At 65.5% G+C, this 15,507-nt stretch carries 19 protein-coding genes; 17 read left to right on the top strand and 2 right to left on the bottom strand.

From position 1 onward, the window contains the following. Together ALA01S_RS27450 and ALA01S_RS27455 are read left to right on the top strand one after the other, a co-directional pair. Window positions 1-2,089, top strand: a 2,089-nt coding sequence (locus ALA01S_RS27450; RefSeq protein ID WP_157119317.1) for an efflux RND transporter permease subunit, incomplete at its 5' end; no start/stop codon positions are given. Between the two features lie 17 nt (window positions 2,090-2,106). Then, window positions 2,107-2,529, top strand: coding sequence for a hypothetical protein (locus ALA01S_RS27455; RefSeq protein WP_066342457.1), 423 nt, complete (start codon window positions 2,107-2,109; stop codon window positions 2,527-2,529). A gap of 440 nt (window positions 2,530-2,969) precedes the next feature. On the opposite strand, the gene ALA01S_RS27460 is transcribed toward ALA01S_RS27455, so the two are convergent. Both ALA01S_RS27460 and ALA01S_RS27465 read right to left on the bottom strand, forming a co-directional pair. Beyond that, window positions 2,970-4,379 (bottom strand): heavy metal sensor histidine kinase, encoded by a 1,410-nt coding sequence (locus tag ALA01S_RS27460; RefSeq protein ID WP_066342458.1) that lies wholly within the window; start codon window positions 4,377-4,379, stop codon window positions 2,970-2,972. Further along, window positions 4,379-5,059 carry a heavy metal response regulator transcription factor gene (locus ALA01S_RS27465; RefSeq protein WP_066342459.1) on the bottom strand — a complete coding sequence of 227 codons (681 nt, stop codon included), beginning with the start codon at window positions 5,057-5,059 and terminating at the stop codon, window positions 4,379-4,381. Before ALA01S_RS27465 ends, ALA01S_RS27460 begins: the two co-directional genes overlap by 1 nt. 200 nt (window positions 5,060-5,259) lie before the next feature. Here ALA01S_RS27465 and ALA01S_RS27470 point away from each other — a divergent pair, with 200 nt between their 5' ends. The 15 genes from ALA01S_RS27470 to ALA01S_RS27535 form a co-directional block, all read left to right on the top strand. Beyond that, window positions 5,260-5,580, top strand: a complete 321-nt coding sequence (locus ALA01S_RS27470; RefSeq protein ID WP_238455976.1) for a copper-binding protein — start codon at window positions 5,260-5,262, stop codon at window positions 5,578-5,580. A gap of 135 nt (window positions 5,581-5,715) precedes the next feature. Further along, window positions 5,716-6,177 (top strand): hypothetical protein, encoded by a 462-nt coding sequence (locus ALA01S_RS27475; RefSeq protein WP_066342461.1) that lies wholly within the window; start codon window positions 5,716-5,718, stop codon window positions 6,175-6,177. Window positions 6,178-6,322: 145 nt separating this feature from the next. Continuing rightward, a complete protein-coding gene (locus ALA01S_RS33605) occupies window positions 6,323-6,778 on the top strand; it encodes a hypothetical protein (RefSeq protein ID WP_066342462.1) in 456 nt (151 codons plus the stop codon). Next, complete coding sequence (locus tag ALA01S_RS27485) at window positions 6,778-8,232, top strand: TolC family protein (protein WP_238455977.1); 1,455 nt, start codon at window positions 6,778-6,780, stop codon at window positions 8,230-8,232. Before ALA01S_RS33605 ends, ALA01S_RS27485 begins: the two co-directional genes overlap by 1 nt. 23 nt (window positions 8,233-8,255) lie before the next feature. After that, window positions 8,256-9,674 carry a multicopper oxidase family protein gene (locus ALA01S_RS27490; RefSeq protein WP_066342463.1) on the top strand — a complete coding sequence of 473 codons (1,419 nt, stop codon included), beginning with the start codon at window positions 8,256-8,258 and terminating at the stop codon, window positions 9,672-9,674. 52 nt (window positions 9,675-9,726) lie between these two features. After that, window positions 9,727-10,230, top strand: a complete 504-nt coding sequence (locus tag ALA01S_RS27495; protein ID WP_066342464.1) for a cupredoxin domain-containing protein — start codon at window positions 9,727-9,729, stop codon at window positions 10,228-10,230. 10 nt (window positions 10,231-10,240) lie between these two features. Further along, the gene (locus ALA01S_RS27500) at window positions 10,241-10,735 is read left to right on the top strand and encodes a cupredoxin domain-containing protein (RefSeq protein ID WP_066342465.1); all 495 of its coding nucleotides are present in this window, start codon (window positions 10,241-10,243) and stop codon (window positions 10,733-10,735) included. Further along, complete coding sequence (locus ALA01S_RS27505) at window positions 10,732-11,187, top strand: DUF411 domain-containing protein (RefSeq protein WP_066342466.1); 456 nt, start codon at window positions 10,732-10,734, stop codon at window positions 11,185-11,187. Before ALA01S_RS27500 ends, ALA01S_RS27505 begins: the two co-directional genes overlap by 4 nt. 12 nt (window positions 11,188-11,199) lie before the next feature. After that, on the top strand, window positions 11,200-11,547 hold the full coding sequence (locus tag ALA01S_RS27510) for a copper-binding protein (protein ID WP_066342467.1): 348 nt from the start codon (window positions 11,200-11,202) through the stop codon (window positions 11,545-11,547). 288 nt (window positions 11,548-11,835) lie between these two features. Beyond that, window positions 11,836-12,009, top strand: a complete 174-nt coding sequence (locus ALA01S_RS35570) for a four-helix bundle copper-binding protein (protein ID WP_507762117.1) — start codon at window positions 11,836-11,838, stop codon at window positions 12,007-12,009. Window positions 12,010-12,168: 159 nt separating this feature from the next. Continuing rightward, window positions 12,169-12,900: a DUF305 domain-containing protein gene (locus ALA01S_RS27515; RefSeq protein WP_157119318.1), complete on the top strand. Its 732-nt coding sequence runs from the start codon at window positions 12,169-12,171 to the stop codon at window positions 12,898-12,900. A 134-nt stretch (window positions 12,901-13,034) separates the two neighbouring features. Continuing rightward, entirely contained in the window at window positions 13,035-13,469 is a 435-nt protein-coding gene (locus tag ALA01S_RS27520; RefSeq protein WP_066342469.1) for a hypothetical protein, read from the top strand. Window positions 13,470-13,603: 134 nt separating this feature from the next. Then, window positions 13,604-14,029, top strand: a complete 426-nt coding sequence (locus ALA01S_RS27525) for a hypothetical protein (protein ID WP_066342470.1) — start codon at window positions 13,604-13,606, stop codon at window positions 14,027-14,029. A 111-nt stretch (window positions 14,030-14,140) separates the two neighbouring features. Next, on the top strand, window positions 14,141-14,407 hold the full coding sequence (locus ALA01S_RS27530; RefSeq protein ID WP_238455978.1) for a DUF2933 domain-containing protein: 267 nt from the start codon (window positions 14,141-14,143) through the stop codon (window positions 14,405-14,407). A 4-nt stretch (window positions 14,408-14,411) separates the two neighbouring features. Next, window positions 14,412-15,507 (top strand): HAD-IC family P-type ATPase (locus ALA01S_RS27535; protein ID WP_157119319.1); only part of this gene is annotated, 1,096 nt, incomplete at its 3' end.

Raw genomic sequence — 15,507 nt, forward strand, 5'->3', positions numbered from 1 at the left:
GCTGATCACGGCGCTCGTCATCCCGTTGTCCATGCTCTTCACCTTTACCGGCATGGTGGGCCAGCGCGTGAGCGCCAACCTCATGAGCCTGGGCGCGCTGGACTTCGGGATCATCGTGGACGGCGCGGTGGTGATCGTCGAGAACTGCGTGCGCCGGCTCTCGCACGCTCAAGGCCACCACGGCCGGCCGTTGACCTTGCGCGAGCGGCTGCACGAGGTGTTCCTCGCCTCCCAAGAGGCGCGGCGGCCGCTGCTCTATGGGCAGCTGATCATCATGATCGTGTACGTGCCCATCTTCGCCCTCTCCGGAGTGGAGGCGAAGATGTTCCACCCAATGGCCTTCACGGTTGTGATCGCGCTGCTGGGGGCCATGATCCTGTCGGTGACCTTCGTGCCGGCGGCGGTGGCGCTCTTCATCGGGCGCCGCGTGGCCGAGAAGGAGAACGCCCTGATGGCCGCCGCGCGGCGCGGCTATGCGCCGCTGCTGGAGCGCGCACTCGCGGCCCGGGCGGTGGTCGTGACGTTCGCGGTGGTAACGGTGGTCCTCTCGGGGCTGCTCGCCACGCGTCTGGGCAGCGAATTCGTGCCCAGCCTCGACGAGGGCGACTTCGCAGTGCAGGCGCTGCGCATCCCCGGCACGAGCCTTACGCAGTCGGTGGCGATGCAGCAGCAGCTCGAACGCACCCTCAAGGACAAGTTCCCCGAGATCGAGCGCGTGTTCTCGCGCACCGGCACGGCCGAGATTGCCGCCGACCCGATGCCGCCCAACATCTCCGACGCCTACGTGATGCTCAAAGCCCGGGAGCAGTGGCCCGAGCCGCGGCGCACGCGCGAGGAGCTGGTGGCGGCGGTGCAGGAGGAGGTCGCCAGGCTGCCGGGGCAGAACTACGAGTTCTCGCAGCCGATCCAGCTGCGCTTTAACGAGCTGATCTCCGGCGTGCGCGCCGACGTGGCGGTGAAGGTCTTCGGCGACGACATGGAGCAGCTCAACACCACTGCGGCGCAAATCGCCGACGTGCTGCGGCGGCTGCCCGGCGCGGCGGAGGTCAACGTCGAGCAGACTACGGGCTTGCCGCTGCTGACGGTAGCCATCGACCGCGAGAAGACGGCCCGCTACGGGCTCAACATCGGCGACGTGCAGGACACGGTGGCCACTGCGCTGGGCGGACGCGAGGCCGGCACGGTGTTCGAGGGCGACCGGCGCTTCGACATCCTGGTGCGGCTGCCCGAGGCGCTGCGCGCCGATCCCCAGGCGCTGGAGCGGCTGCCCATCGCCCTGCCGCGCGGCAATGGCAATGGCGAGCGGCCGCGCTTCATCCCGCTGGCTGAAGTGGCCACGCTGCAGCAGGCGCCGGGCTGGAGCCAGGTCAGCCGCGAAGACGGCAAGCGCCGCGTGGTGGTCAGCGCCAACGTGCGCGGGCGCGACCTGGGCTCCTTCGTGGCCGAAGCGCAAGCCGCGCTGCAGCAGGTGAAGGTGCCCGCAGGCTACTGGACCACCTGGGGCGGCCAGTTCGAGAACCTGCAGTCGGCCAGCAACCGCCTGCGCATCGTGGTGCCGCTGTCGCTGGCGCTGGTCTTCACGCTGCTGTTCGCCATGTTCGGCAACCTCAAGGACGGGCTGCTGGTGTTCACGGGCATTCCCTTCGCGCTCACCGGCGGCATCGTGGCGCTGTGGCTGCGCGGCATCCCGCTGTCGATCTCGGCGGCCGTGGGCTTCATCGCCCTCTCGGGCGTGGCGGTGCTCAACGGCCTGGTGATGCTGTCCTTCATCCGCGGCTTGCGCGAGGAAGGGGGCAGCCTGGACGACGCCATCCGCGAGGGAGCGCTGACGCGACTGCGCCCGGTGCTGATGACGGCGCTGGTGGCGTCGCTCGGCTTCGTGCCCATGGCCATTGCCACGGGCACCGGCGCCGAGGTGCAGCGCCCGCTGGCCACCGTCGTCATCGGCGGCATCCTGTCCTCGACGGCGCTGACGCTGCTGGTGCTGCCGGTGCTCTACCGCATGGCGCACCGGCGCGACGAAGACGAGGAAGCCGATGAGCCGTCCCCGCGGTCGTTGCCATCGACGAATCCCAACCTGCAAACCTGACCCATCAAGCAACCCACATGAGTTTCACGAGAACCCTTTGCTCGCTGGCCGCGATGGCTGCCCTGGCGCTGCCCGTGATGGCGGCGGACGACCACAAGGGCCACGACCATTCCGGCACCGGCGCCCATGCCGGCCATGACGACAAGGCCCGCCACGGCGGCGTGGTCAGCGTCGTCAAGGACGTCAACTACGAGCTCGTCGTCAAGCCCGACGCCGTGGCGCTGTACATCTCCGACCACGGCAAGCCCGTGGACCTCAAGGGCGCCTCGGCCCGGCTCACGCTGCTGTCCGTCACCGACAAGAGCGAGGTGACGCTGGCACCCATGGGCGACCGGTTGGAAGCCAAGGGCGCGTTCAAGCCCGCCGCGGGCACCAAGGCCCTGGCCAGCGTCACCTTGGCTGGCCAAAGTGCGACGCCGGTCAGGTTCACGCTGAAGTAAGCCTGCGAATCCGTGACGGCATGCCAAGCTGAAATGCCATCTCAGTGACCCGGGCCATTGGCACAGACGCTTGACCTTGCCATCGCGGGAGGGTCGACACTCCGCGTCCTTGATCCCGATACGCGCGATCGATCAATGCCTTTTTTGGCTTCGGTGTCGGGATTAATAAACAGCACCTGTCCACGCCTGAGCTTGCACCCTGACCCTCCTGTATCGCGCCATGTGCGGCCGCGCTGCCACGTGAAGCTAGTGGGTCATCCGGCAAGAGGGGTGGACTTTGGCTTGGACGCGTTTTGAGCGGCGTAGAGGGCGAGGGACGTATCCGCCCGAAGTAGCCAGCCAATGCATCTGATCCCGTGCTCTTTGCCGGCGGCCTTGTCGCCGGCCTCCCCAGATAGTCTCCTCCAGGCAGAAATCCACCCGTCTTGCCGGATGACTCACTAGGCTGACGAGGTTTTCGCATCACTGAAGTCGGCTGCAGACCTTTCCGAATGATCCGCACGCGGAAACTCGAATCCGACTTCAGTAATGCCCTGGGCGCAGTGAGCAAACGTGCTGCCGCTGTGCATGAGGGCGATTGCGCGAACAATGGCGAGCCCCAGGCCGTGATGGCCGCCTGAGCGCTTGCGCGAGCGGTCGACGCGGAAGAAGCGGTCGAACAGATGGGGCAGGGCCTCTGGGGGAATCGGTGGTCCGGGATTGCACACGGCAAGCCTCACCATGCCCGCGCGCTCGCTCATCGTGATGGTGATCGTCCCATGCGCCTCCGTATAGCGGGTGGCGTTGCCCACCAGATTGACAAGAGCCCGCCTGATCAGCGACGGGTTGCAGGTCACTGTGACGGCTCCTTCGATGGCGATCCGCTGATGCTTGTCCTCCAGCAGCGGCTCGAAGTACTCCGCGACCCGCTCTGCCTGGTGTCTCAAGTCGGTGGGCTGCAAGCTGTCGGCCAGCTGTCCACGGTCGGCCCCGGCGAGGAACAGCATGTCGTTGACGAGCCCCGACTGCTCCCGCAGCACTTCGAGGTTGAGCATCAGTGTTTCCCGCAGTTCATCCGTCGAACGCGGCCGCCGCAGCGCCACCTCGGTGGCATTGATCATTGTCGCCAGCGGTGTGCGCAGCTCATGCGCCACATCCGCGCTGAACCCCGCCAGCTTTTCGTAAGCCGACTCCACCCGGTCCAGCGCCCGGTTGAAAGCCTCCACCAGTATCTGAAGCTCCGCCGTGTCTACCGGCGAGAGGCGGGCGGACAAGGCGTGCGGGCTGAGCCCTGCCGCCTCCCGTGACAGCCGCTTGACCGGTTGCAGCGCATGCCGCGCGATCCAGGCCGTGACCAGGACCGTCAATGCAACGCCCAGGCCACAGACGGTGGCGATCGTGTTGCGGTAGCGGCGAAGCAGCGCCTCTTGCTCTCGGGTGTCCACCGCCACGATGAGCTCCGATGGCGGGATGATCGGATGAGCCGACAAATTGATGCGCTGGCCCTTCATCGGCAATCCGTCTTCACGCCGGACCCGCATTTCTCCTGACTCCGACTGGCTTACCTCGGGCCGCTGCCTGCCACCGTACAGCACCACGCCGTCGTTCGTGATGAGCCAGATTCGCATCTCCCCGTCGCCGATCAGCGCGTCGTCCAAGCGATGCCGCAGGCTCAGCAGGTCCTTCGTCTCCTGGACTTCCTCCAGAAAGTGATGCACCACGTCCACCTTGCCGGCCAGATCCTGCCGCCGAGTGCGTTCCAACTCATCCTGCAACGCCCGTTGCAGCAGCAGGGCCACCGTCGAGAAGACCAGCACCGCCAGCAACGACAGGGCGACGGTCAGCCGGGCCGCCATGGAACGGCTGACCATCAATCACGCAGCTCCAGCACGTAGCCCATGCCGCGCACCGTGTGCAACAGCGGCTTGTCGAACTCCTCATCGAGCTTGGCGCGCAGGCGCCGCACAGCGACGTCGATGACGTTGGTTTCGCTGTCGAAGTGCATGTCCCAGACCTGCTCGGCCAGTACGGTGCGCGACAGGACCTCACCCTGGCGGCGCAGCAGCAGCGTCAACAAGGTGAACTCCTTGGGCGTCAGATCCAGCCGCTTGCCAGCGCGAGTGGCCTTGCGGCGCGCCAGGTCGACTTCCAGGTCCGCCAACCGCAGTGTCGTCACCGGCTGCAAGGCCCTGCCGACCCTGCGCCGCAGCAGCGCCTCTATGCGCGCGAGCAGTTCCGAGAACGCGAACGGCTTGACCAGGTAATCGTCGGCGCCGCTCTTGAGTCCCTGCACCCGGTCTTCCACCTTGTCCCGGGCCGTCAGCATCAGCACTGGCGTGTCCTTGCGCTCGCGCACTTGCTGCAGCACACCAAAGCCGTCAATGCCAGGCAGCATCACATCGAGTATGAGCAGGTCGTACTCGCCTTCGATCGCCAGGTGCTTGCCATCGATGCCGTCGTGAGCCAGATCCACGACGTAGCCGTTCTCGCTCAGGCCCTTCTTCACGTACTCCGCCAGCCGGACCTCATCTTCCACTACCAAGATTCGCATTGTCACAGTGTCGCCCAGGAGCAGTCCGCAAGCACATTACAAAACCGTAATGAACCAGTGCGCTTCGCGTGCCACGGCAGTTTCTATAGTCACGGCCATGACGAAAGGCGACAGCTCGAAATCACAGGCGGCCTGCCTGTCCGGAAAATGATCTGTACGCCGATCAGTCCAGTCAGGACATGATTTTCAGGAGTTCAACGGTGAATTTCAAAGCTCTGATTCTGTCCACGGCCCTGGCTTCACTGGCGCCCTGGGTGGCCATGGCTGCCACAGATTTGTCGTCGGGAGCGGCAGTAACCCCTGCCGGCTACACGGATGCGGAGGTCAAAAAGATTGATCCCGAGCAGGGCAAAATCACGCTCAAGCACGGCCCGATTGAAAACCTCGGCATGCCGAGCATGACGATGGTATTCCGGGCTGATCCCGAGATTTTGGCCAACGTGAAAGTCGGCGACAGCGTCAGGTTCAAGGCCGACAAGGTGGACGGGGCGATAAAGCTCACCCAACTGCTCTCTCGCTGAAGCCCGCGGGGATCGCGGCATCGGGAACGGCTCACAACGCCGAGGCTTTCCGGGCTTGGCCACCATGACTTTCTTATGGTTAAAGCCTCGGGACATCGGCCCAGCAAGATCCAAAGCATCGCCTAGAATTTTCACATGCACCGTTGGTTCCGGATCGCATTGACGTGGCTGTTGGTCATGGCCCTTCCCGTGCAGGGATGGGCTGCCGTGACCATGGCCGCGTGCGGACCGAGCCATCACCGCATGGCCCAGGTGGAAGCAGCCGCTTCGGCCGTGCACGACCATGCTGAGCACGCCCGCGGCGTGAGCGGCTCTGCCGCTGCGATGCACCACCATGGTGCTGACAGCGGTGCCGCTGACGGGCCGGCGCACGGCCACCACGGTGTCTTGCCCGACGAAGAACAGCAACTGGACAAGCTGTCGCAATTCAAGTGCAGTGCCTGCTCGTTGTGCCATGTGACGATGGCCATGCCTGCCGCTGGCGTGCGCATTGACCCGGTGTGGGTTTCCAACTTCGTCGCACCGACCGTTCCACAGACCGCCGCCCAGTTTCTTACCGACGGTCCTGAACGTCCGCCTCGATCCCTCCTTGCCTGAAGCGCCTTGAAGGCGTGCCGATGGCGCACGCGCGCCCATTGGCGCCGCGTCGCCGACGCTGTCTTCCCACCCGTTTTCACTCCCCCGGCAACCGCGTACCGCGCGACGGTGCAAATGCTGGGGGAGGCTTTTCGCAAGGAACGTCATGCCTTTCTACAACCGTGCCGCGCTGGCCACGGTGCTGTTTGCCGTCGGCGCCATGCCGGCGCTCGCCCAGACCACCCAGGCCAACCCGACCGCAGTGACGGGCACAACTGCAGCGACTGCGACCGCAACGCCGGCAGCAACTGCGTCGAGCCCGTCTAACGCGACCGGCCAGGTGATTGGCTATCAATCCGCGTTTGAAGGCTATCGCCGCCTGACCGACGAACCGGTCGTTTCATGGAAGGGGGCCAACGACAACGTCGGCCGCATCGGCGGCTGGCGGGTTTACGCGCGGGAGGCTGCGGGCCAGGACGGCGGCCACGCCGGGCATCAGGGTGCAGCCACTGCGCAGCCCATGACTGGCGGAGCCTCCGCAGCCCCGGCCACGCCGCGGTCCGAGGCCGCACCGCCGGCCAAGGATGCCACCCCCGCTGCTGACCACAAGAACCACCACTGATGATCCGAACCATGACTTCAAGGGCCGCTCCACGTCCCCGGCTGGTGGCTGCGGCCGCACTTGCCACTGTGCTTCTGCTCGGCGGATGTGCCAGCACCGCGATCAACAAGAACTTCTCCAACGTCCAGGAGCTCACGCAGACCCGGCTGGGTGCGCAGGTGAAGTGGCTCAACAGCGAGGAAGCTCGCAAGCAGGCGCAAAGCGACGTCGATGCCACTCTGGCCAAGCCCTTGAGTGCCGACGACGCGGTGCGCCTGTCATTGGCGTACAGCCCGGCACTGCAGGCAGCATTGTTCGAAGGCGCAGCCAACTCCGCAGCAGCCACGCAGTTCGCGCGCCTGCCCAATCCCGTCTTCACTTTCGAGCGCCTGGTGCGGCGTGAAGGCGGCGAGACCGATCTGGACATTGGCCGCGCCTTGAGCGTTTCCGTGTTCGACTTGCTGTTGCTGCCGGCCCGTTTGCGGACCGCTGATTTCCAGCAGCAGCAGCTCCAGCTGCGCCTGGCCAGTGACGTGGTGCAGACGGCCACCACCGCCCGGCAGAACTGGGTGCGCGCCGTGGCTGCGCAGCAATCGGTCCAGTACTTTGAGCAGGTCAAGGTGGCTGCCGACGCGAGCGCCGAGCTGGCGCGCCGCATGGAATCGGTGGGGAACTTCAGCAAGCTGCAGCGCGCCCGCGAGCAGGCTTTTGCCGCTGATGCGGTAACCCAGCTGGCGCGTGCCCGTCAGGCCGCCCGGAGCGCCCGCGAGGCGTTGGCGCGCTCCCTTGGTTTGAACGAGTCGCAGGCCCAGCAGCTCAAGCTGCCTGACCGTCTGCCGGACCTGCCAAAGGCGCCGAAGGACGAAGCGGTGGTTGCCCAACAGGCCTTGGACCAGCGGCTCGACATCCGACAGGCGCGCGCGGGCCTGGAATTCACCGCCCGCAACCTTGGACTCTCCCGTGTCACGAGCTTCGTCAACGGGTTCGAGGTGGCTGGCGTACGCAACAGCGAAACCGGAGAGCCCGTGCAAAAGGGATACGAGCTTGAGCTGCCGCTGCCGATCTTCGACTTTGGCGATGCCATTCGGGCTCGATCCCAGGCGACTTACATGGCCACACTCAACCGCACCGCACAGCTGGCGGTCGACGCCAGTTCGCAGGTGCGCGACAGCTATGGCACCTATCGAACCGGCTATGACGTGGCGAAGCACTACCTCGAAGAGGTCGTGCCGCTGCGCAAGCGGATCGCCGAGGAAAACCAGCTTCGCTACAACGGGATGCTGATCGGCGTGTTCGAGTTGCTGGCCGACGCGCGTGAGCAGATCACCAGCGTGAGCCAAGCCATCAACGCGCAACGCGACTTCTGGCTCGCTGATGCCGCCTTGCAGGCTTCCTTGATTGGCACGCCCATGACCCCGCTTGCCTTGCAGGCCGAACCAGCCGCTGCCAGCAGCGGCGGTGGCGGCGGCCATTGAACCCCATTACGGAGTATCCAGACATGACGACGAGTCGACGCCGCTTCTTGACCGGGACCGCCGCGGCGGGCGCCGCGGTCGCGGCCTCCACGGTAAGCAAGGTTGCCATGGCGGCCTTGCCCGAACCGGTCATCCAGACCAGCCCGCTGACGGCCCCGCCGCTGGTTCCCAACACCGGGCGTCCCTACAACCCGATGGTCACGCTCAATGGCTGGAGCCTGCCCTGGCGCATGAACAACGGCGTCAAGGAGTTCCACCTCGTGGCCGAACCGGTGGTGCGTGAATTCGCCCCCGGCATGAAAGCGCACCTCTGGGGATACAACGGCACCTCCCCAGGGCCGACGATCGAAGCGGTCGAAGGCGACCGTGTGCGCATCTTCGTGACGAACCGGTTGCCCGAGCACACGACGGTTCACTGGCACGGCCTGCGCCTGCCCAATGGCATGGACGGTGTGGGCGGCCTGACCCAGCCGCACATCCCGCCCGGTAAGACCTACGTCTACGAGTTCGTCGTGCGCCGCAGTGGCACCTTCAAGTACCACCCGCACGCAGACGAGATGGTGCAGATGGCCATGGGCATGTACGGCATGTTCATTGCGCATCCGAAGGATCCGAAGTTCATGGCGGTGGACCGCGACTACGGCTTCATCCTGACTGCCTTTGACATCGAGCCCGGCAGCTTCACGCCACGCGTGAGCGAGATGCTCGACTTCAACCTGTGGACCTTCAACTCCCGGGTGTTCCCGGGCATTGACTCCATGGTGGCCGGTCTTGGAGAGCGGGTGCGCATTCGCATGGGCAACCTGACGATGACCAACCACCCGATCCACCTGCACGGATACGAGTTCATGGTCACCGGCACGGACGGCGGATGGACTCGCGAGAGCGCGCGCTGGAACGAGGTCACGACCGACGTGGCCGTCGGCCAGATGCGGGTGGTGGAGTTCCTTGCCGACGAGCCTGGGGACTGGGCCTTCCACTGCCACAAGAGCCACCACACGATGAACGCCATGGGACACGACGTGCCCACGATGATCGGCGTGGATCACAGGGGCATCGCCAAGCAGGTCAACAAGCTCATCCCGGAATACATGGTGATGGGCGAGCGTGGCATGGCTGACATGGCCGAGATGGAGATGCCCATTCCCGACAACACGCTGCCCATGATGACCGGCCAAGGCCCGTTCGGCCCGGTCGAGATGGGCGGCATGTTCACGGTCATGAAGGTCCGGGCCGGCCAGAAGCGCGGCGACTTCAAGGATCCGGGTTGGTACAAGCACCCGCCCGGCGAGGTGGCCTACGAGTTCACCGGCACGCTGCCCGAGCCGGCCCGTTCCTTCACGGCGGGTGGCCAGTCGATGCCGCTGGCACGCAAGCCGGCGCAGGCCGTGGAGATGCAGGTCCGCAAGCCGACGGGCGGCTCGGGACACGGCGGCCACTGAGCCAGGCCGTGCATCAGTTTCATACCCAACTGTTTTGAAGAATCGAGCAGCCATGAAGATTCACTCGATTGCCGCCTCGCTGGCCCTGGCACTGACGGCAACCTTGGCACTGGCCGGGGGCAACCATGCCGGCGGCCACGGCCATGCCAGCGACGACGCCATTGGCGTGCCTGGTGAGGCGGCCAAGGTCACCCGCACGGTCGAAGTCGACATGACCGACAACATGCGCTTCAACCCTCCGAGCATCAACGTCCGGCAAGGCGAAACGGTCCGCTTCAAGGTCAGGAACTCCGGGCAGCTGAAGCACGAGTTCGTGCTGGGTACGGAGCACGAGCTCAAGGAGCATTACCAGGTGATGCTCAAGAACCCGGAAATGGAGCACGAGGAGCCCAACATGATCACCCTGGCCGGCGGCAAGACCGGCGAAGTGATCTGGCACTTCACCAAGTCCGGCAAGGTGGACTTCGCCTGTCTGCAGCCCGGTCACTACGACGCGGGCATGAAGGGCGCTGTCACGGTCGCCAAGACCGGCGGCAGCGGCTCGCACAAGCACTGAGCGCAGCACCATGCGACGCGTTCAAACGACACTGTTGGCCTTGCTTCTTGCGGCTTCTGGCGCAGCCTTCGCGCACGGGGAAGAGCCGCACCCGGCAAAGGCGCCCCAAGAGGTCAAGAGGGAGCAGAAGCCCTGGGGCATCGCCGGCCATGGCAAGCCGATCAAGCGGACTATCGAGATCAAGATGTCCGACGACATGCGCTTCACTCCCGACCTGCTCAACATCCAGCAGGGGGACACGGTCAGGTTCGTGATCCGCAACACCGGCCAGGTGATGCACGAAATGGTGATTGGCACCAAGAAGGAGCTGGACGAGCACGCGGCCTTGATGGCCAAGTTTCCCGGGATGGAGCACGATGAGCCGTACATGGCACACGTGGCTCCGGGCAAGACCGGCGAGATCGTGTGGACCTTCAATCGGAGCGGCGACTTCGACTTCGCCTGCTTGATCGCCGGTCACTACCAGGCCGGCATGGTGGGCAAGATCAAGGTGGCTGCGCGATGAGCCCGCGACGCCGCCGACTGCTGGTCACGCTGGCTGCGCTGCCCCTGGCTCCCCTAGCCCAGGCTTCCACCGCGCCGCTTGTCGAGATCTGGAAAAGCCCGACCTGCGGCTGCTGCAAGGACTGGATCACGCACCTGGAGGCCAATGGCTTTCGCACCAAGGTGCACGACACCGGCAACACCGCGATGCGAAGCCGCATGGGCATTGATGCGAAGTACGGCTCCTGTCACACGGCGCTGGTGAACGGCTACGCCATCGAGGGCCATGTGCCGGCGCGCGAGATCCGGCGCCTGCTCAAGGAACGCCCTGAAGCCATCGGGCTGGCCGTGCCCGGCATGCCCGTCGGATCACCCGGCATGGACGGCCCCGACTACGACGGCCAGAAGGACCCCTACGACGTGGTGCTGCTGCGCAAGGACGGCACGAGCATCGTCTACCAACCCTACCGCTGAAAAGGCTCCCTGATGAACAAGATTCTTTTGGCTGCACTGCTGGCCTGTGCCGGCACCGTGTCCGCGGTTGCACAGACTGCCGAACCCGGCGCTTCCACGCAACCTTCGGCCGGCTCTACGGCCACTGCGACAGCCGCCGACATGACGGAAGGCGAGGTGCGCCGCATCGACAAGACGGCCGGGAAGATTTCCATCAAGCATGGCGAGATCAAGAACCTCGACATGCCGCCCATGACCATGGTGTTCCAGGTCAAGGACGCCGCGATGCTCGACACGGTCAATGTCGGTGACAAGGTGCGCTTCCACGTCGAGAAGCAGGGCGGCGCCTTGGTGGTGACGGAACTGCACCCCGGCCAGTAAGAGTGCCACCGGGCGGCTGCTCGGCCGCTCGGCACAGTTCTTCTCTTCAACGAGCTTCGCAAAGGATCCAGACAACAGTAGTCGTTTTGCAAGGACAACGGTAAGGAGCACTCCTCAGTTGTTGTGCCTGGCTCGGATCAAGCCGGCAGGGAATGTTGCGCGAGCAACACATAGCCTATGCGAAGGAACATGCATTGCCTACGCCTGAGCGCAGGATGAAGGCGCCAGATCCGAGGAGTTCCCGATGGCACATGAAGCGTTTGAGGCGCGTGGTGGCATGCAGCGAACGTGCAGCCGCCTGCCGCGCCGAGCCGGCATGACGATGATGGCACGCGACAGCCAATTCGCGACCGCAGTGGCTACTCACGGGCACAGATTTGTAGGGCCTGCGGTGACCAATGTGCAACGCATCAAGCGCCACATCGCCAGGAATGTGCGCGGGGTTGCCGCTTGCTGCGCTGAGAAGTGCCGCCACATGGCACAGCACGCCGGTACGGGGGCGGGTTGAGCTGTGGGTCGCTGAGCCAGGAACTCGCTACCGGTCAGTTCCCTTGCAGGTGACCAGGCATATGTCCGTTGCCGCTCGTCGGCAGCGTCGTTGTCTCTTGTGAAAGGTCCACCATGAAGCCTCACACCGTGACTCGTTCCTTGCTCTCGCGTGCCGGCTTGGCCGCGGCTGCCCTGGCGTTGGCGCTGCCCGTGCAGTCGCTTCATGCACAAGAAAGTGCTCCCGGCCGTGGTCTCACGGCCCAATTCGAGGTCGAATTCCTGAAGTCGATCATCGATCACCACTTCTCGGCGCTGCGCATGTCGGAACTTGCCGCGGGCACGGATACGACGCGCAATGCGGAGCTCGGTCGCTACAACGAGGGCACCTCCCCCACGCCCGGGTACGCGGCCACGCCAGCCAAGGCCCAATCGGGCAGCATCCGCTCGATGGCACGCATGGAGAACCGTGCGCAGCGCGAGGAGATCGACCAGGCCAGGATGTACCTCAAGAACTGGTACGGTCAGTCCCACGAGCCGCAGCTTACGGACATGGGACGCCAGCAGATCCAGTTGCTGGAGTCGACGCCGGCCGGCGCTCAGTTCGATCACGCTTTCCTGGAGACGATGGCGCGCCATCACTACATGGCCGTGACCGAGGCGACCGAATGCCTGGTGGCCGCGGACATCAAGCATGAGGCTTTGCACCGCTACTGTGCCGGCATCCAGCATGAGCAATTGCGCAGCATCGATGAAATGCGCGACATGCTTTGTCACCGCTTCGAGATCTGTGACTACCAGCCGCTGAGCGGCCTCAGGGGCAGGCATACTGGCAGCGCAAGCGAAATGGGTGGGACGGGCAACTGATCGCCAGCCATCGCGGGCACGGATGGCCCATTGACGCGGATCAAGTCGGCCCGGCGGCCTGGGCGTAGCATCAAGGCGTCACCCCAACGCGTGTTGCGACTGCACCCTCCATGCGTCCTGTGTTCCGGTCATCCTTGATCCGCTTCATCGCCCGGCTGATGTGCTGGGCGCTGCTGTTCGGATGGATGGCCGGCGCTGCCAATGCCTGCGTGCTGAAAGAGCGGCAGCAAGAGATGGCACAGCATGCGCAACCGCACGCACATTCGGTCAGCGAGGCGAGTCACCGTCATCACCATGACGCCGGCAACCTGGCCGACAGCCATGATGGCGCTGGCCATGACGCGGGACCCGGACAGCAGGCATGCAAGAGCTTGTGTGACGGCGAGCAGCACGCCGTGTCCAAGCCCGGCGACGGCGACCTGCCCTGGCAGGATTGCGTTGCGTCGACCACGGCCGCGTCCTGCCTGATCCTGCCTGCCCTTGTTCCGGCGCGCGTGCCGCGCCCTGATGCCGTCGTCCTGCCGGCGCCGCCGCCCATTCCCATCGCGTTTCTGCGGCTCACGATCTAGAGCCGCCACCTGCCAGCCCGCCTGAGCACGCCGTCACGGTCCGTGCCCGGTGGGCTGCGCGTCTTGGTCCCGTGCGATGGTCGTCGCCGCGGGGTGCCTGATTTCCCAACCTACCGTCTCGGAGGATTCGCACCATGTCCCGTCGCACCCTGACCATCACGGCCGTCCTGGCCGCCATCTGGCTCGGCGCTTGCGCGCAGACCAAGCCGCAAGACCACGCCGCGCATCATCCCGACGGCGCATCCGTACCCGCGGCAGCCGCCTCGGCAGTGCTTGCACCCGCCCCGCCGGCAGGCGGCACCGGGCAGGCCGGCCAGATGGAATCGATGAACCAAATGGCCGGCATGGACCAGCACATGAGGGCCATGCGCGCGATGCACGAGAAGATGGCCAAGGCGAGCACGCCCAAGGAGCGCGAAGCCCTGATGGGCGAGCACATGAAGCTCATGCAGGAGTGCATGGGGATGATGAGCGGCATGGGGCCGGGTGGTGGCATGGGCAGCATGGATACGCAGCGCGACAACGCATCGTCGCCCGCCACGCTTTCCTCCAGGCCATGAGGCACAGCCCTGGCTACGGGTGGCGCGCCAGGGCTTGACCTTCCCATGATGGGAAGCACGATGGTCACCATGCAGTCGGGCTTGCGCCGGCACCTTCAAGGAGAAAATCGCATGGACACTTCTCATCACCACGGTAGCTCTACCGGACGGCATGACAGTGGTACACGGCGCGGGCCGTGGACCACGGTCGTCATCATGCTGCTGCTCATCGGCGGCTTCTACCTGCTGCGCGAGCACTGGGGCCATGTGGCAGGCCTTTGGCCGTACCTGCTGCTCCTGGCTTGCCCGCTGATGCACCTTTTCCATGGTCACGGCGGCCACGGCCATCACGGCGGCGGCTCGCGTGGTGAGGATTCTTTGGGCTCTGACCGGAAGTAACGCCATGGACTCGCACGCACACCACCATGCTCACTCCGGCCATGACCACGGGCACGGCCACCCCCATGAAACGCACGGCACGAGCCCTGTAGGAAGAACCGGACTCAAGGATCCGGTGTGCGGCATGTCGGTTACCGAGCAGTCGCCCCACCGCCTGGAGCACGAGGGACGGCCGTACTGGTTCTGCAGCGTCCGCTGCAAGGACAAGTTCGCCGCCGAGCCCGCCAAGTACGTCGGCGCCGTGGCGGCGCCAACCACTGCGCAAGACGCCGCGCCAGCACCCGAGGGCACGATCTACACCTGCCCGATGCATCCGGAGATCCGGCAGGACCACCCCGGCAACTGCCCCAAGTGCGGCATGACGCTGGAGCCGCTGCTGCCCGACCTGGATGCGGCAGACGAAAACCCGGAACTGGTCGACTTCAGCCGGCGCTTCTGGTGGACGCTGCCGCTCACCGTCGTGGTCACGGTGCTGGCCATGGCCGGCCACCGCTTCGGCTGGTTCGAGATGGCCACGCAAAGCCGTCTCGAGCTCTTGCTCTCCATACCCATTGTGCTGTGGGGTGGCTGGCCCTTCTTCGTGCGCTGCGCGCAATCGATCGCCAACCGCAGCCCCAACATGTGGACGCTGATCGGGATTGGCACGGGAGCGGCCTTCCTCTACAGCGTGGTGGCCACCCTGGCGCCCCAGGTCTTTCCGGAATCCTTCTTCTCGATGGGCCGGGTGGCGGTGTACTTCGAGGCCGCGGCGGTGATCATCTCGCTGACCCTGCTGGGCCAGATGCTGGAGCTCAAGGCGCGGTCGCAGACCTCGGCGGCCATCAAGTCGCTGCTGGGCCTGGCGCCCAAGACCGCACGGCGCATCCGCGTCGATGGCGGCGAGGAGGACGTGCCGCTCACGCACGTGCACGTGGGCGACCTGCTGCGCGTGCGCCCGGGCGAAAAAGTACCCGTGGACGGCACGGTGGTCGAGGGCACCAGCGCGGTGGACGAGTCCATGCTCACCGGCGAACCCGTCCCCGTGAGCAAGCGCGCTGGCGACAAGCTCATCGGCGCCACGCTCAACACCAGCGGCGCACTCGTCATGCGTTCTGAGCGCG

Origin of the sequence: Azohydromonas lata NBRC 102462, assembly GCF_001571085.1 — a bacterium.
In the GTDB taxonomy this organism is placed as follows: domain Bacteria; phylum Pseudomonadota; class Gammaproteobacteria; order Burkholderiales; family Burkholderiaceae_C; genus Azohydromonas; species Azohydromonas lata.

Bases quoted from the DNA above. Each gene is read 5' to 3' on its own strand.
- ALA01S_RS27455 (WP_066342457.1), top strand. From the start codon at position 2,107: ATGAGTTTCACGAGAACCCTTTGCTCGCTGGCCGCGATGGCTGCCCTG.
- ALA01S_RS27460 (WP_066342458.1), bottom strand. From the start codon at position 4,379: ATGGTCAGCCGTTCCATGGCGGCCCGGCTGACCGTCGCCCTGTCGTTG.
- ALA01S_RS27465 (WP_066342459.1), bottom strand. From the start codon at position 5,059: ATGCGAATCTTGGTAGTGGAAGATGAGGTCCGGCTGGCGGAGTACGTG.
- ALA01S_RS27475 (WP_066342461.1), top strand. From the start codon at position 5,716: ATGCACCGTTGGTTCCGGATCGCATTGACGTGGCTGTTGGTCATGGCC.
- ALA01S_RS33605 (WP_066342462.1), top strand. From the start codon at position 6,323: ATGCCTTTCTACAACCGTGCCGCGCTGGCCACGGTGCTGTTTGCCGTC.
- ALA01S_RS27485 (WP_238455977.1), top strand. From the start codon at position 6,778: ATGATCCGAACCATGACTTCAAGGGCCGCTCCACGTCCCCGGCTGGTG.
- ALA01S_RS27490 (WP_066342463.1), top strand. From the start codon at position 8,256: ATGACGACGAGTCGACGCCGCTTCTTGACCGGGACCGCCGCGGCGGGC.
- ALA01S_RS27495 (WP_066342464.1), top strand. From the start codon at position 9,727: ATGAAGATTCACTCGATTGCCGCCTCGCTGGCCCTGGCACTGACGGCA.
- ALA01S_RS27500 (WP_066342465.1), top strand. From the start codon at position 10,241: ATGCGACGCGTTCAAACGACACTGTTGGCCTTGCTTCTTGCGGCTTCT.
- ALA01S_RS27505 (WP_066342466.1), top strand. From the start codon at position 10,732: ATGAGCCCGCGACGCCGCCGACTGCTGGTCACGCTGGCTGCGCTGCCC.
- ALA01S_RS27510 (WP_066342467.1), top strand. From the start codon at position 11,200: ATGAACAAGATTCTTTTGGCTGCACTGCTGGCCTGTGCCGGCACCGTG.
- ALA01S_RS27515 (WP_157119318.1), top strand. From the start codon at position 12,169: ATGAAGCCTCACACCGTGACTCGTTCCTTGCTCTCGCGTGCCGGCTTG.
- ALA01S_RS27525 (WP_066342470.1), top strand. From the start codon at position 13,604: ATGTCCCGTCGCACCCTGACCATCACGGCCGTCCTGGCCGCCATCTGG.
- ALA01S_RS27530 (WP_238455978.1), top strand. From the start codon at position 14,141: ATGGACACTTCTCATCACCACGGTAGCTCTACCGGACGGCATGACAGT.